Annotated in this window: 8 protein-coding genes; all 8 read left to right on the top strand. The window is 35.2% G+C overall.

Features of this window, described 5'->3' with window-relative positions:
- Positions 1-48: 48 nt before the first annotated feature.
- The 8 genes from PI23P_RS08155 to PI23P_RS08120 all read left to right on the top strand — a co-directional run bounded on the left by PI23P_RS08155 (position 49) and on the right by PI23P_RS08120 (position 16,330).
- Positions 49-3,294 carry a S41 family peptidase gene (locus PI23P_RS08155; RefSeq protein ID WP_004570324.1) on the top strand — a complete coding sequence of 1,082 codons (3,246 nt, stop codon included), beginning with the start codon at positions 49-51 and terminating at the stop codon, positions 3,292-3,294.
- 473 nt (positions 3,295-3,767) lie between these two features.
- The gene (locus tag PI23P_RS08150; protein WP_004570323.1) at positions 3,768-5,048 is read left to right on the top strand and encodes a hypothetical protein; all 1,281 of its coding nucleotides are present in this window, start codon (positions 3,768-3,770) and stop codon (positions 5,046-5,048) included.
- Positions 5,045-6,127 carry an AI-2E family transporter gene (locus tag PI23P_RS08145; protein ID WP_004570322.1) on the top strand — a complete coding sequence of 361 codons (1,083 nt, stop codon included), beginning with the start codon at positions 5,045-5,047 and terminating at the stop codon, positions 6,125-6,127. The genes PI23P_RS08150 and PI23P_RS08145 overlap by 4 nt, the downstream gene beginning before the upstream one ends.
- 5 nt (positions 6,128-6,132) lie before the next feature.
- Positions 6,133-7,308: a THUMP-like domain-containing protein gene (locus tag PI23P_RS08140; protein WP_004570321.1), complete on the top strand. Its 1,176-nt coding sequence runs from the start codon at positions 6,133-6,135 to the stop codon at positions 7,306-7,308.
- 182 nt (positions 7,309-7,490) lie between these two features.
- Positions 7,491-8,297, top strand: a complete 807-nt coding sequence (fdhD, locus tag PI23P_RS08135) for a formate dehydrogenase accessory sulfurtransferase FdhD (protein WP_004570319.1) — start codon at positions 7,491-7,493, stop codon at positions 8,295-8,297.
- On the top strand, positions 8,290-10,605 hold the full coding sequence (locus PI23P_RS08130; RefSeq protein WP_004570318.1) for an FdhF/YdeP family oxidoreductase: 2,316 nt from the start codon (positions 8,290-8,292) through the stop codon (positions 10,603-10,605). Before fdhD ends, PI23P_RS08130 begins: the two co-directional genes overlap by 8 nt.
- Positions 10,606-11,025: 420 nt before the next feature.
- Positions 11,026-13,614: a PAS domain-containing sensor histidine kinase gene (locus tag PI23P_RS08125; RefSeq protein WP_004570317.1), complete on the top strand. Its 2,589-nt coding sequence runs from the start codon at positions 11,026-11,028 to the stop codon at positions 13,612-13,614.
- On the top strand, positions 13,607-16,330 hold the full coding sequence (locus PI23P_RS08120; RefSeq protein ID WP_004570316.1) for a response regulator: 2,724 nt from the start codon (positions 13,607-13,609) through the stop codon (positions 16,328-16,330). Before PI23P_RS08125 ends, PI23P_RS08120 begins: the two co-directional genes overlap by 8 nt.

The raw sequence follows: 16,330 nt of genomic DNA, 5'->3' as shown, positions 1-16,330 counted from the left end.
TACTATTGGTTTCTCTAACTTCCCAGGCAAACTCCTATAATACGCGTTATGAAAAGAAAACTATTACTTTTTTTTACTTTTGTAGTACTTTATTGTCATTCACAAAACACCCGTTTATTAAGACAACCCGCACTCTCGCAAACTACAGTTGCTTTTGTGCATGCTGGCGATTTATGGAAGGTAGGAATTGCGGGAGGCAATGCCATTCGATTAACCAGTGATGCCGGCTCTGAAACAGATCCACACTTTTCAAAAGATGGCAAATGGATTGCCTTTACAGCGCAATATGATGGAAATACAGATATTTTTTTAGTTTCCACCAGTGGTGGAGAGCCAAAAAGATTAACGTATCATCCATCAAATGATGTAGCACAGGGATGGACGCCAGACGGAAAAATTCTATTTCGCTCAGATAGGGCATCTAAGCCCACACAAACAAACACGTTTTACACAGTTTCTACTGCTGGTGGCATGCCTGAAGCATTTGGTATTCCTAGAGCTGCTTATGGAAAAATTTCTGAAGACAACACCTATATGGCCTATACCCCTATTACCAGTTGGGATGCTGAATGGAGAAATTACAGAGGCGGACAAGCAATGCCCATATGGATTATTAATTTAGAGACAAAAGAACTTACTAAAACCCCTCAGAAAGACGGAGAGCGACACGTAAACCCTATTTGGTACAAGGGAAATGTATATTATATTTCTGAAAGAGATTATACAGCAAATATTTGGTCTTACAATATAAAAACCAAAAAAGAGGAACAAATGACGTTTCACAAAAAGTTTGATGTCAAGAATATTGATGCCAATTCAAATCAAATTATTTATGAGCAAGCTGGCTTTCTTCACTTATTGAATCCAGAAACAAAAGAAACAAAACAAATAAACATTAGTGTAAAGGGTGACTTAAATTATTCTCGAACAAGATGGATGGATGTTCCTGGAAAAAAACTAATCAATCCAAATGTGTCGCCCAAAGGGGAACGTGCTATTTTTGAGTACAGGGGAGAAATTTTTACAGTGCCCAAGAAAAATGGAACTTGGAGAAATCTAACGAACTCCTCTGGAGTTGCAGACCGTTCTCCTATATGGTCTCCAAATGGAGATAAAGTAGCCTGGTTTTCAGATGCTAGTGGTGAATATCAAATGGTCATTGCAGATCAAAATGGCGCTAACCAAGAAACCATAAAATTACCAAATCCAACTTTTTATTTCCAACCAGACTGGTCTCCAGATGGAAAGCATATTGCGTACACCGATACAAATTTTGTTATTTGGATTCTTAACTTAAAAACAAAAAAAATCACAAAAGTAGCTGCTGATGGCTATGCGCACCCAAACAGGACCATGAACCCTAAATGGTCTCCAGATAGCGATTGGATCGCGTATGCAAAGCAAAACAAAAACAATTTCAAGTCGATCTATGCCTATCAAATAAGCACTAAAAAAACAATTCAAATTACAGATCTAATTGCAGATGCTATCACTCCAGTTTGGGATGCCTCCGGAAAATATATATATACATTAGCAAGTACAGACTATGGTTTACAATCGGGTTGGTTAGACATGAGTTCGTATGATTCAAGTGTTACAAGATCTCTTTACTGTATCGTTTTAGATTCCAAAGGGCAATCGCCAATACTGCCAAAAACAGACGAAGAGTTCGCAAAGATAGAAACAACTGAAACCGAAAATAAAAACGCTAAGGAGAATACCAAAGATCTAAAAGACAACAAGACAAGCATCGATGAGAATGGGATATTTGACAGAGCAGTAGTTTTGAAGTTACCTGCGAGAAACTACACTGCTTTATTAAAAGGACCCAAAAACAAAGTATTTATCTCAGAAATAATTGAGAACACTCCAGGTCTTACCCTACAAAGTTATGACGTTCTTAAAGAAAAATCAACAATATTTGCGACCGAAGTTTCAACGATGAATGCTTCAAATGATAGAAACTCCATTTTGATTTCTAAAAAAGGAGTCTGGAGTTTAGAAAATAGTACTGATGAAAAATCAGGAAAAGAGTCGTTACAAACAGCACTAAAAATAAAAGTAGATCCAAAAGCTGAAGCACATCAAATATTTAAGGAAGGTTGGCGTTACATGCGTGATTTTTTATATGTAGACAATGTACATGGTGCTCCTTGGGATGCTATTTACAAATGGTATGCTCCTTGGATACATGACGTAAAACACAGAACAGATTTAAATTACGTGGTAGATATTATGAGTGGTGAAGTTGCCATTGGGCATTCGTATGTTTCCGGTGGAGATTTACCAAATATAAATCGCGTTCCGGTTGGTTTGTTAGGTGCCGACTTAGAAAAAAATAGAGGACGCTATCAATTTAAAAAAATATACAAAGGAGAGCGATGGAATCCAACGATTACAGCTCCATTAGGCGCCCCAGGAATAAATGTACATGAAGGCGATTATTTACTAGCTATTAATGGCGTTTCCTTAACTTCGAAAATGAATCCGTATCTCTTATTGGAACAAACTGCAGGCAGAGAAATCTATATAAAAGTGAACGATATTCCGTCTGAAAAAGAGGCAAGAACAGTTTTAATAACACCAACATCTAACGAACGTAGTTTGAGGTCTGTCGATTGGATTGAAAGTAATCGAAGAAAAGTAAATGCACTTTCAAATGGAAAATTGGCCTATGTATATGTACCCAATACCAGTGAACCTGGTTTTACTTCGTTCAATCGGTATTATTTTTCTCAGCAAGATAAAAAAGGAGTAATTATAGATGAACGTAATAACGGCGGTGGGTCTGCTGCAGATTACATCATTGATATCATGTCACGAGATATAGTTGGCTATTTCAATAGTAAGACGAAAAGCAGAAGACCATGGACCACTCCAATGGCTGGTATTTGGGGACCAAAAGTGATGCTGATTAACGAGAGAGCAGGCTCTGGAGGAGATTTACTTCCTTACATGTTTAAAGAGAAGAAGATAGGTCCTTTAATTGGAACTCGCACTTGGGGAGGTTTGGTAGGAACTTGGGATACACCTGCTTTTATTGATGGTGGAAGAATGGTTGCGCCTCGCGGTGGCTTTTATGACGTAGCTGGTAATTGGGCCGTTGAAGGAGAAGGGGTTGCGCCAGATATTGAAGTACACCAAAATCCCAAAGAAGTTTTATCGGGCAAAGATCCACAATTAGAAAGAGCCGTTGAAGAAGCTTTAAAGCTACTAAAAGAAAAAGAGTTCAAACTAAAAGCAGAACCAATAGCACCCATTCGCTCTAAAAGACCAGCGGGTTATGACGAATAAAAAACTGACAATTCTCGCTTTCGCGGGAATTGTCTTTTAAAATAACATTCAAAATACACCTCGACTATTTTTAAAAACTTACTGCGCAACAAAACAAAAATGGAGTAAAACTTGGACTAAAACAGCGAAAAAAATAAATGCTATCACTAAAAAGTTCACATTATCAAACGCGTTTTATGCAACAAAAAAAGCTGCACAATAAATCAATTTACTAAAAAGCTATTTCCAAATGTCAAGACTTTAAACTTCGAATCCCCTTTTAAAAAACGTACATTTCTAAAAATTAAAAAGAAACACATATAATTTTAAAGAAATTTTACAAACTTAAAAGTGTTTTTTATTTTATCCATACCACGTAAATATTTAAAATATGGGAAAAGCAAAGTTTAAAACATCTTTTAGATTAAGCCTTCAAAGTAAATAAGTTCGTATAAAAAGTAATATTTTAGCTTTTTAAATTTAACAATGTCAAAATGAAGAAATTTTTTAAATTTTTAGGAGTGGTTCTTTTTGTATTAATTGGGGCCCTAATTATCTTATACTTTGTTAAAAACGAGCCACTTCCTGAGGGAGAGCAAGGAAAATCAGCTGATGCTTTGGCTATGAAAATGCTAAATGCACTAAACCATGAGGCGTACAAAAATACTGAAACCATCACATGGAACTTTAGAAATAACCATTTTTATAAATGGAACAAAAAAGACGACATCGTTGTAATTTCTTGGGATCAGAACAAAGTAATTTTACACACAAAAAATTCAATAAAAACAACAGTTTTTATGAACGATGAAAAAGTAGAAAATGCAGCTGTTCTAAAAAAAGCGATAGACTTTTACAACAATGACTCTTTTTGGCTAGTTGCTCCTTATAAAGTATTTGATTCCGGAGCAGAAAGACGGCTCGTAAATTACGAAGGAAAAAAAGCACTTTTAATAACCTACACTTTTGGAGGCAGCACTCCTGGGGATTCTTACTTATGGATTTTAGATGAAAACTACCTCCCTACTTCTTTTAAAATGTGGATTAACATCATCCCAATTGGAGGACTTGCAGCGACCTGGTCTGACTGGAAAAACACAGAATCTGGTATAAAATTACCAACCAAACATACCCTATCTTTATTTGGTTTAGAAATTACTTTGGGAAATGTGAAAGCTGTTAATGAAAAAGCCAATATTTTAGCAAAGAGAATTTTAAAAGCAATACATCACGACGCTTATAAAAACACCCGTTTTTTAGAATGGAGTTTTGGAGGAAAACGATTTTTTAAATGGGACAAGGAAGACAATATTGTAGATGTTTCTTGGGATACTATCCGCGTAAATTTACACACCACAAATTTAAAAAACAGTACTGTTTTCTTCAACAATAAAGAACAGAAAACGCCCGATACTACGCGTGTTAAAAAAGCATGGAATATTTTTAATAATGACTCTTTTTGGTTGGTTGCACCGCACAAATTATTTGAAAAAGGAATTGTAAGAAGCATTAAAAAAGTGAATGGTAATGAAACACTACTAGTGAAATATACCACTGGAGGTTCCACTCCTGGCGATTCCTATCTATGGAATTTAGACGCAACAGATATCCCTACAAGTTATAATATGTTTGTTCCAAGTTTAAACATGGACGGGGTACTTGCTACTTGGGAAGGTTGGAAAAAAACGGAAAGCGGCACACTATTACCTACAAATCATACGTTTTCTAGCGGAAATGAATTGAGTATGGGAACTGTTAAAGCGTACAACAAATGACTTCAAAAATAATCACAAATGGAATTTTAAAAGCTTTTGGAATATCCATCGGGATTTTCCTTTGCGGTGCTTTTTTATTCACAATCCAATCGGTCATCTTCTATATTATTATCGCAGGCATCTTGTCTTTAATTGCAAGGCCGGTCATTTTATTCTTATGCACGCGATTAAAGTTTCCGAATACGCTTGCCGTTATTTTTACAATGCTCTTATTGTTGAGTTTTTTATCGGGCTTGATTGTTTTATTTATCCCATTAATTGCTGAACAAGGGAAAAGTTTGTCGCTACTGGAAGTAGACGATTTGCAAGCAAGTGTGCAAGAAATCTATGCAGAAATCAACAGTTATTTCTTGTCTAAAGGAATTGACGTTTTGAATGAATTAAAAAACATAGACCTCCTTGCTTCCTTTAAAGAAATCCCAAACTTTTTAAATGCAGTTTTAGAGGCTATCGGCTCTTTAAGTGTTGGTTTGTTTGCTGTATTATTTATCTCTTTCTTTTTTATGAAAGACCGACATTTATTAAAAAACGGCATGATGACCCTTATTCCAACTGGAAAAGAAGGTCGATTTTCTAAGTCGTTGGAAGCTATTAATAGTCTATTGTCCCGATATTTTATTGGATTACTGTCACAAATTACAATTCTTTATTTTTTTTATGCCCTTATTTTATTAGTTTTTGACATTGACAACGCTCTTGTAATCGCCTTTTTATGCGCGTTGCTGAATTTAATTCCTTATGTTGGACCCATAATTGGTGCTGTCATTATGTTTATTTTATCCATGACCAGTAATATTGGCTTAGACTTCCAAACAGAAATGTTGCCCACTTCTATATGGATCTTATTTTGGTATTTAATGGCGCAATTGGTGGACAATTTTGTGAGTCAGCCCCTTATTTTTTCCAAAACTACAAAATCACATCCCTTAGAAATATTTTTGATCATCGTTATTGGTGGCTTACTTTTTGGCATTTTAGGAATGATTGCAGCCGTTCCGATGTACACCGCTTTGAAAGTTATTTTAAAAGAATTTTTGTCTGACAATAAAATTGTAAAATCCTTAACTAAAAACATTTAATTTCGTTGAATTTACAGCTACTAAAATCTGATGTACAAAAGTTTATCGACAAGAATCTAAAGTCAGATCTCACCAAACTTATTCTAAAGGGAAGTCCTTTTAAAGAAACTTCTATTCAAGAATTAGCAAATCAGATTGTGGCAAAACAAAAATCTGAAAAAAAACTACCCACTTGGTTTTCTTCCGAAAACATTTACTATCCACCAAAAGTTAGTATTGAACAAACCTCATCAGAAATTACCGCTGACTATAAATCTAAACTATTAAAGGGCGATGTGATTGTTGACATTACAGGGGGCTTTGGAATTGATTGTTATTATTTTTCAAAACAATTTAAAGAGGTTATACACTGTGAAATTGATGCAACGCTTTCCACTATTGTTGCACATAATTATCAGCAATTAAAGCAGCATACAATTGTCACACATTTTGGAGACGGCATTCAGTATCTTAAAAATAAACAAGAAAATTTCGATTGTATTTATGTCGATCCTTCCCGAAGAAACGATCGCAAAGAGAAGGTCTTTCTGCTAAAAGATTGTGTACCAAACGTGCCAGATCATCTTGATTTTCTCTTTAGCAAATCGAAACAGGTGCTTTTAAAAAACTCTCCAATACTAGACATTACAAGTGCCATCAATGAACTGAAATTCGTCAAAGAAATACACGTGGTTGCTGTTGATAACGAAGTTAAAGAAGTCTTGTTTTTATTAGAGAAAGGATTTGTAGGTACCCTTCCAGTAAAAACGATTAACATCCTTAAAAACAAGACGCAGCACTTTAATTTTTTATGGAACTCACCAGCAGAATCTGAATATTCCGAGCCGCTATTGTACCTGTATGAGCCCAATGCTGCACTCTTAAAATCTGGTGGATTTCATCAAGTTTCTGCACAACTATCCATCTTTAAATTACACCAACACTCACACCTGTACACCTCAGAAAATTTAATAGCTTTTCCTGGTAGAATTTTTAAAATTGAAACCGTCCTTTCTTATGATAAGAAGCAAATTGGCAAACTAGTTTCACACAAAAAAGCAAATATTACCACTAGAAACTTCCCAAAGACAGTCGCTCAGATACGACAAGAGACTAAAATCAAAGAAGGTGGTACTTTATTTCTGTTTTTTACTACATCTAAAAACAACCAATTGATCGTTATTTTTTGCTCCAAAGAATAGAAATTTGTTTCTAAGCACCATTGCGTTGTTGCGCTCTTTTTTATTTTATCTTTTCGCACTACACTGTTTTTTTCAGCGTTTGAAATCTAGAGCCTAGTAAAATATACGCATTTCGCTCCTTTAATATTCTTTGCCGCTTACTTTTTCTGTAAATTTGTGAAGAAATCATAATGCTATAACATATGCAGACCGGATCCTATCAAGGGCTGAAAATTACAAACTGCCAAAAAGTACGCGTAACCGACGCACTTGTCGTAGAAGCTCCGCTGCAAATTAATATAAATAAAACGGCCTATACTGTCGTTATGAGAACACCAGACAATGACGAGGAGCTTGTAAGAGGCTTGTTGTATGCAGAAGATATCTATAAGAGGACTGCTGGTTTTACGTTTGAAATACTTCAAGAAGAAGACAAAATTCCCACAATCATAAACGTACAAATTCCAAAAGAGGCGCTGGGGAAAGGGTACTTAAATAAAAGGACTCTTCTTTCTGTTTCTTCCTGTGGAATTTGTGGAAAAAAAGAATTAAAAGATCTTCAGGTGGCGGGTGAGAAACTCATCTCAAATACTTATTTCTCTACAGAAATAGTGCGTGCTATGTTTTCTAACATGCACCTGCTTCAAAAGACTTTTAAAGCTTCAGGAGGAAGTCATGCCGCAGCAATTTTTGATAAAAATCAAGAACTCTTGACCCTCAAAGAGGATATTGGAAGGCACAACGCCGTAGACAAAACAGTTGGCACACTTCTGCTTAAAAGTGAATTGAAAAAAGCAAAATACCTGCTTGTTAGCGGACGGGTTTCCTACGAAATTGTAATCAAAGCATTTATTGCTAAAATACCCGTTATTATTGCAGTTTCTGCTTGCTCTTCTCTGGCAGTAGACTTCGCAAAAGAATTTGGAATTTGTCTTATAGGGTTTACACGCGAACAAAAAATGACCATTTATTCAAATCCTGAGTTTATAAAAAACGTACAGAATGTCTAAAGAAAGAAATGCCCAACCCCCTGAAAAACTAACCGGAATTCAGCTTAAAAAGATTCCTTCAACCGCGGTGGGCCTCCCAGCGATCGTATCTGCATTGACCCATATAAAAAAGGAAGTGGGTGTGCTCAAAGGCATTCAACTGTTAAAAAATCTAAATCAAAAGGATGGTTTTGACTGCCCTGGTTGTGCTTGGCCAGACCCTGACGCAAAACGCGCTTTCTTAGCTGAATATTGTGAAAACGGTGCCAAAGCGGTGGCAGAAGAAGCTACTAAAAATAAAGTATCCCCTTTATTTTTTGCAACACATTCTGTAATCGAACTCTCTAAATTATCAGATTATGAAATTGGAAAAAGTGGCCGTATTACACACCCTATATATTTACCCGAAGGGAAAGATCACTACCAGGAAATTTCTTGGGAAGCTGCCTTTGCGCTGATTGGAAAGGAACTAAATGCGCTGGATTCTCCAGACCAAGCTGTTTTTTATACCTCAGGAAGGACTAGCAATGAAGCCGCTTTTTTATACCAACTGTTTGTAAGGGAGTTTGGCACCAACAACTTACCTGATTGTTCGAATATGTGTCACGAATCTAGCGGCGTTGCCCTTTCAGAAACACTGGGAATTGCAAAAGGATCTGTAACTTTAGATGATTTTAACCATGCAGATGTTGTGATCGTTATTGGCCAAAATCCAGGAACCAATCACCCAAGAATGTTGTCTGCTTTGGGAGAGACTAAAAAAAATGGCGGTAAAATAATTACGATAAATCCTTTACTAGAGGTTGGTTTAATGAATTATAAAGATCCTCAAAATCCGTTAAAATGGATTGGAAAAGGCCAAAATTTAACTGATGTATTTCTACCCGTAAGAATTAATGGAGATGTTGCTTTGCTTAAAATTATTTTAAAATTGATGAAAGTCGAAGAAAACAAGCGTCCCGGGAGCGTTTTCAACCATGCTTTTATCGCTGAAAAAACAAGTGGTTTGCCAGAAATGTTAGCAGATTTAGACCGCTTTTCATATGAAGATCTCCTCCCGCAAACGGGCATTGCAATGGAGAAAATAAAAGAAGCTACCGCCCTAATTATCAATAACGAAAAAATTATTATTTGCTGGGCTATGGGGTTAACTCAGCACAAAAATGCGGTAGACAATATTCAAGAACTGGTGAATATTTTGTTATTGAAAGGAAGTATTGGAAAAAAAGGAGCAGGTACCTGTCCAGTACGTGGACATTCTAATGTGCAAGGAGACCGGACTATGGGTATTTGGGAAAAGCCAAAAGCCTCTTTTCTTGATGCGCTCGAAAAAGAATTTCATTTCAAAGCACCAAGAGCGCATGGCTTAGATGTGGTGGACTCCATTGCTGCTATGCATGCCGAAAAAGCAAAGATTTTCATTGGAATGGGCGGTAATTTTGTTTCCGCAACTCCTGATACCGAGTTTACAGCAGCAGCTTTAAGAAAATGTGATCTTACCGTACAAATTTCAACCAAATTAAATAGAAGTCATTTAATTCATGGGAAAACAGCTTTAATCCTCCCCTGTTTAAGTCGCTCGGAAATAGACCTGCAAAGTGCGATACCCCAATTTGTTACTACAGAAAACTCAATGGGCATCATACAGCAATCGCACGGTCCTTTAAATCCGCCTTCTAAACACTTGTTGAGCGAACCTGCTATCGTTGCAGGAATGGCCAATGCCACGCTGCAACAGACTCGAACAAATTGGACGCAATTAATAAGTAATTATGATGGCATACGCACAAAGATTGAAGCCACAATACCAGGATTCAAAAATTACAATGCGCGCGTTCGGATAAAAGGAGGGTTTTATTTGCCGAATACTGCCCGAGAAAATGACTTCACTCCTAGCCCTTCAGGAAAAGCAAATTTCACTTTAAATATGCCTTCTGATATCTTCTTAGCGACCGGTCAATTTATGATGATGACGCTTCGAACGCATGACCAATACAATACAACTATCTATGGTTTGGATGATCGTTATAGGGGTGTTTTAAATGAGCGGCGTATTATTTTTATGAACCCAGAGGATATGAAAACGCAGCATTTAAAGCCGTTAGATTTGGTTGATTTAACGAGCCACTTTAATAACGAAAAGCGAACTGCTAAAGGTTTTTTAGTAGTATCCTATGCTATTCCAAAACAATGCACTGCAACCTATTTCCCAGAAGCAAATGTATTAGTCCCCCTAAAGAGTGTGGCTAAAAAGAGTAACACTCCTACTTCTAAAACGGTTATTATTTCCATTAAGAAAAGAGAAACTAATAAAAAAAACGAACTTTAATTTACCATAAAAAAGCGCATCCATAGTCATTGAATTCTCGTTTTGAATCAAAATAAGCCCTATTCAATCTTTGAAAAAATATATTCTTTTATCTATTTAAAACCATCAATCTTAGTTTGGTATTCGTATGAACGCAGGTATCCTTTATACACACTTTAAAAAATGCGGTTCGAAAATATCTTGTTGAAAAATTACAATAGCAAGACTAATATTTCTGTTAGTTTTAATTTAAAAAGAAAATTTGACGACATTGTTGTTTAAAAATTATAAATTGGCTTAAAATATCTACTTAAAATTTTAATCTGCTTCAAAAAAACTTCTAAAATCGAAGTTATTACAGAAGGTATTTCGTTCGAATAGGACTATAATTTAGATTGATTTAGCTTTTCTATTTACCTTAAAACCAAAGAGCATACACACATGAGTAAAAACTCAAAGGAAACACTTATAACAAAACGCACAGCGCTCAAGAAGACCCTAATTCAACCTTCAGACGAGAATCACTACGAAGCACTTTACGATTCAATGTCAGAAATGGTTGAAGTCATCGAGCTTATTTATGATGAAAAGCAGCAGCCTGTAGATTTTTATATTAGAAATGTAAATATTTCTTTTGCAAAACTTTTAAATAAAACCAAAGAAGAATTAATTGACAAGAAAATCACCGCTGTAGTTGGCATTATTGAAGACTATTGGCTCAGTTCTTTTGCGAGTGTAGATAAAACTGGAAAACCGTTAAGCTTCAAAAGTTATGGCGCTGAATTTGATAAATATTATTTTGTTTCAGCTTGGAAAATCAGGGAAGGAAGAGTTGGAATCTCTCTTACTTGCATTACAGCGAATGAAAAGGCAGAAATTAAGCTTAAAAAAAAGATAGAAAAAGAAAAAAATGCGCGAAATAAATCAGAAAAGCAACTCAAGAAAAAAAGTTTAGAACTTCAAAATTCTCTTGATGCTTTGCACTCTTTGAATATCAAGCTAGCTTTTCAAAATCAAGAAAAGGACGAAAGGGCAGCTGAACTTGCAAATATTAAAATTGAGCTTGAAGAGCAAATAATTTGTTTGAATGAAGCAGCCATCGTCTCTGAGACAGATGCTGAAGGTAATTTAATCTTTGTAAATGACAACTTTTGTAAAATGTTCGGATATCAAAGGAAAGAGCTCATTGGTAAAAGTCATGCCGTCGTAAAAAGTGGAAAACATCCCAGCAACTTTTTGAAGAACATATGGTCCACCATTAATATTGGAAAAGTTTGGAAAGGTGAAATCATTAACAAAGCAAAAGGAAGTACTGATTTCATTTGGTTAGACATGACTATTACGCCTTTTACAGATATCCATGGAAAAATAGTAAAATATGTAGGCATTCAATTTGACATCACAGCGCAAGTAAAGCAAAGACAGGCTCTTTTAAAGCAAGCTGAAAAATTAGCTTCAGTCAACTTAAAGCTAGCCTCTCAAAATAAAGAGAAAGACAAGCGCGTAAAAGAGTTGGCAAAGGCCATGTATGATCTTTCATATCAAAATGAAGAAAAAGACAAACGATCGAAAGAATTAATATTAGCAAAAGAAGAAAAAGAAAAACGCGCAAGAGAATTGGCCATCGCAAACATTGAGCTTGCTTTTCAAAACAAAGAAAAAGAACAACGCGCAAACGAACTAGCGATTGCGAATGCAGAGTTGGCATTTCAAAATAAAGAAAAAGACAAACGCGCTCATGAGCTAATAATAGCTAAAGAAGAAAAAGAAAAACGAGCGAAAGAGTTGACAATTGCAAATGCAGAACTTGCATTTCAAAATAAAGAAAAAGACAAGCGTGGCAATGAGTTAATTATTGCCAATAAAGAAAAAGACAAACGTGTTGAGGAGTTGGCAATAGCAAAAGAGCTAAGACAATTTATTGAAACTTCAAGTACTCCTATTTTTGGTATTGACAAGACTGGTTTAATTAACGAATGGAATCAAGCATCTGAAAGGGTTACCGGATACCAAAAAGAAGAGGTATTGGGCATTAACTGGCTCATATTTACACCTAAAAAATCAGAAAAAGGAGCAAGACAAGTATTGTATATGGTTTTAAAAGGAAAACAAACCGCAAACTTCGAATTCGCGATAGTGGCTAAAGACAATAAAGAAGTAATCCTGTTAGTAAACTCAAGCACCCGACGCGACATACACGGAAATGTAACGGGTGTATTGGCCGTAGGTCAGGATATTACCGAACTGGTAGGATACCGAAACGAGTTAGAAATAAAGGTAAAAGAAAGAACCTTGAAATTAAATCAGGCTTTAGAAAAGCAGAAAGAATTGAATGAGTTAAAATCAAAATTTGTTTCAACTGCATCACACGAATTTAGAACGCCACTAACAGCAATCAATTTTGCTGCAGGTTCTATTAAAAAATACTGGGGTAAAATGGAACCAGGTATCGTTGAACAAAAACTATATAAAATAGAAAATCAGGTGCTACACATGACCCGTTTATTAGATGATGTCTTAATTGTTGGACAAGCGGGTGCAGGTAAGCTGAAAAATCATCCATCAAATGTGCATCTTGGAGATTTTATGAAAGAAATAATTGAAGAAGTTTCTATTTCTCAAGAACAATCCCACCAAATAGCACTGATAGACCCTAATAATTTGAAAGAGAACATAATTTTTATAGATAAAAAATTAGGCCGAAATGTTTTTACTAACCTTATCAGTAATGCTGTAAAATATTCTGGAAACAGTAAAAAAATTACCGTAGAATTTTCTTCGGAAAAAAATAATATAATCATTTCGGTGACAGATTTCGGAATTGGAATCTCAAAAAGAGAACTCAAAACAATATTCCATCCTTTCTCAAGAGGTCAAAATGTTGACCTAATTCAGGGAACAGGTCTCGGTTTATCGATTGCAAAAGAAGCTATAGAAATAATGAATGGAGAAATAATTATCAAGAGTGCTATTGGAAAAGGGACTACTTTTACTGCAAAACTCCCAAAACTAAACAACAACGATGTTTAAAATATTAATTGTAGAAGATACATTAGCCATAAGAGAAGAAGTTTGTGACATTCTCTTGTTAGAAGGATATCAAGTTTTTCAAGCAGAAAATGGAGAAACTGGTTTTTATATGGCTTTGCAAGAACTCCCCGACCTTATTGTTTCAGACATACTTATGCCAAAGTTAAACGGTTTTGAGATGTTCGAAAAACTACAAAAAAATAAAAAAACAAGTGGGATCCCGTTAATTTTTCTCTCTGCAAAAGGTGAAAAAGAAGACGTTAGAACAGGAATGAATGCAGGTGCCGAGGACTATCTCGTAAAACCTGTAAATACAGAGGAACTTATAACGGTTGTAAAAAGGAAATTAGAAAAACAATTTTTAATTAAAGAAAACCTAGAAAAGCTCGTAAAAGAAAATGAGTACGTTTTGAAGGAAGCTGGTAGAATGGCAAAAATAGGCTACTGGGAATTTGATCAAAAAACGAAAATAACGAGCTGGTCGAAAACAGTGCATACAATTTACGGAACCGATCCTAGAGAAGGAGTGCCATCAGAAAAAATCCTTCTTAATTGTTTTGATGAAGTATCAAAACAACAGTTTTTAAATGCCAGGTCTTCACTTGCTGCGCATGGCAAGCTTTACGACATCGAGCTAAAAATAACAAATTTAAAAAATGAAAATCGATGGATACAACGCGTAGGAGAGCCTTTGTACAATCATAAAAAGGAAATTATTGGCAGTAGAGGTATTATACGCTGTATTACAAATTTAAAAAAAAACCAAGAAAAATTAAAACAATCGAATGAGCGTTATCATTTAGCCACAAAAGCTACAAATGATGCCGTCTGGGATTGGAATCTTGTAACAGGAAAAATTTATCGGAGCGCTGTGGGTTTTGATAAAGTATATGGTTTTGACAAAAAACGACCGATAGATAAAAAAGCAAATTGGAATGCATATATTCACCCTGACGACAAAAATCGAATTACAAAGTTATTGGAAAAAATAATAGCCTCCTCAGATCAAAATAATTTTTCATTTGAATATGGTTTTATAGGACCTACAGGGGATTACAAATACATAAACGACAGAGGTTTTATTGTGCGCAACGAAGATGGAAAAGCTATTAGAATAATTGGCGCTGCAAGTAATATTACCAAACGAGAGGAGATTAAAAATGAACTGATACTAGCAAAAGAGCAAGCGGAAGAATTGGCTGGATTCAAGGATCAATTTTTAGCCAATATGAGTCACGAGATACGCACCCCCTTAAACGGTATTATTGGATTTACTAAGATATTACTGCGCGACAACGCCACTAAAAAACAAAGACACCAATTAAATGCTATTAAAACATCCAGCGATATTTTATTAGTGGTTGTAAACGATATTTTAGATTTATCCAAAATAGAAGCAGGGAAAATGATCCTTGAAAAAACGAATTTAAAACTGCCAAACTTAGTGAATTCTGTACTGAGCACTTTTGAATTGCGCATCGGTGAAAAAGAGCAAACATTAAACACACGATTTGATAAAAATATTCCAAAATGGCTAATTGGAGATACTGTGCGCATCAATCAGATATTACTTAATCTTATTGGAAATGCGCTGAAATTTACTGCTGTTGGTGGAACTATTAATGTACATCTGAATTTATTACACCAAGATGAAAATAAGGTGAATGTAGAAATTAGCGTTTCTGACACAGGAATTGGCATTCCATCCGATAAAATAAAAAATATTTTTGATCCTTTTATTCAAAGTAGTGATAATACTGCAAGAAAATACGGAGGATCGGGACTAGGGTTAAATATTGTAAAGCAATTGATAGATTTAATGCACGGAAGTATTTCTGTAAAAAGTCAGGAATCAATTGGCAGCACTTTTACCCTCACGATCCCTTTAATAAAATCTGAAAAAACGAAAGTTAAAACCAAAAAAAATAGTACCACCCTACATAAATTAAAATCTAAGATTCCTTTAAAGATACTAATCGTTGATGATATCAGCATCAATCAATTTTTAGCACAAACGATCGTGCACGATTTTGGTTTTAAATCAGACATTGCTAGCAATGGTAAAGTTGCAATTGAATTGTTAAAGAAAAATAATTATGATTTAATTTTGATGGATTTACAAATGCCTGAAATGAATGGATGGGAAGCGACCACCTTTATTCGGAATAAAATGGAACCACCAAAATCGACAATTCCGATTATAGCACTTACAGCTGACGTTACTAAAAAAAATGCAGATAAATGCAAAGATCAAGGAATGGATGCCTATGTTTCGAAACCTATTAACGAAAAAGAATTATTAAGTAAAATTCTTCTTCTTGTGAACAAGGAAACTCAAAAAGATACAAGCAAGAAAATTTGTGACTTGGATTACCTTAAAAGTCATGGACCTAACAACCCTAAGTTTGTAACAGAAATGCTACAGTTAATTTTGACACAAACCCCTCTTGTGATGTTCGAACTTAATAAGTGTTCAGCTGCTTCTGATTGGGAAGGGCTACACGGAAATGCGCATAAAATAAAACCAACATTGGATTTAATAGGTTTGCCCAAAGAGATTCGTATAATTGCCAAACAAATAGAAGAATCTGCAAGTGAAAAAATGGACCTTGATTTAATACCTGCAAAATTAGCTCTGCTTGAAAGCACGCTAGCACAAGCATATAATGAGCTAAATAAAGAATTGGAAAAAGAATTAAAGAAAATTAAAACCTAA

The organism is Polaribacter irgensii 23-P (assembly GCF_000153225.1).
Classification (GTDB): Bacteria; Bacteroidota; Bacteroidia; order Flavobacteriales; family Flavobacteriaceae; genus Polaribacter; species Polaribacter irgensii.
This window is presented reverse-complemented; position numbering and strand designations above follow the sequence as displayed.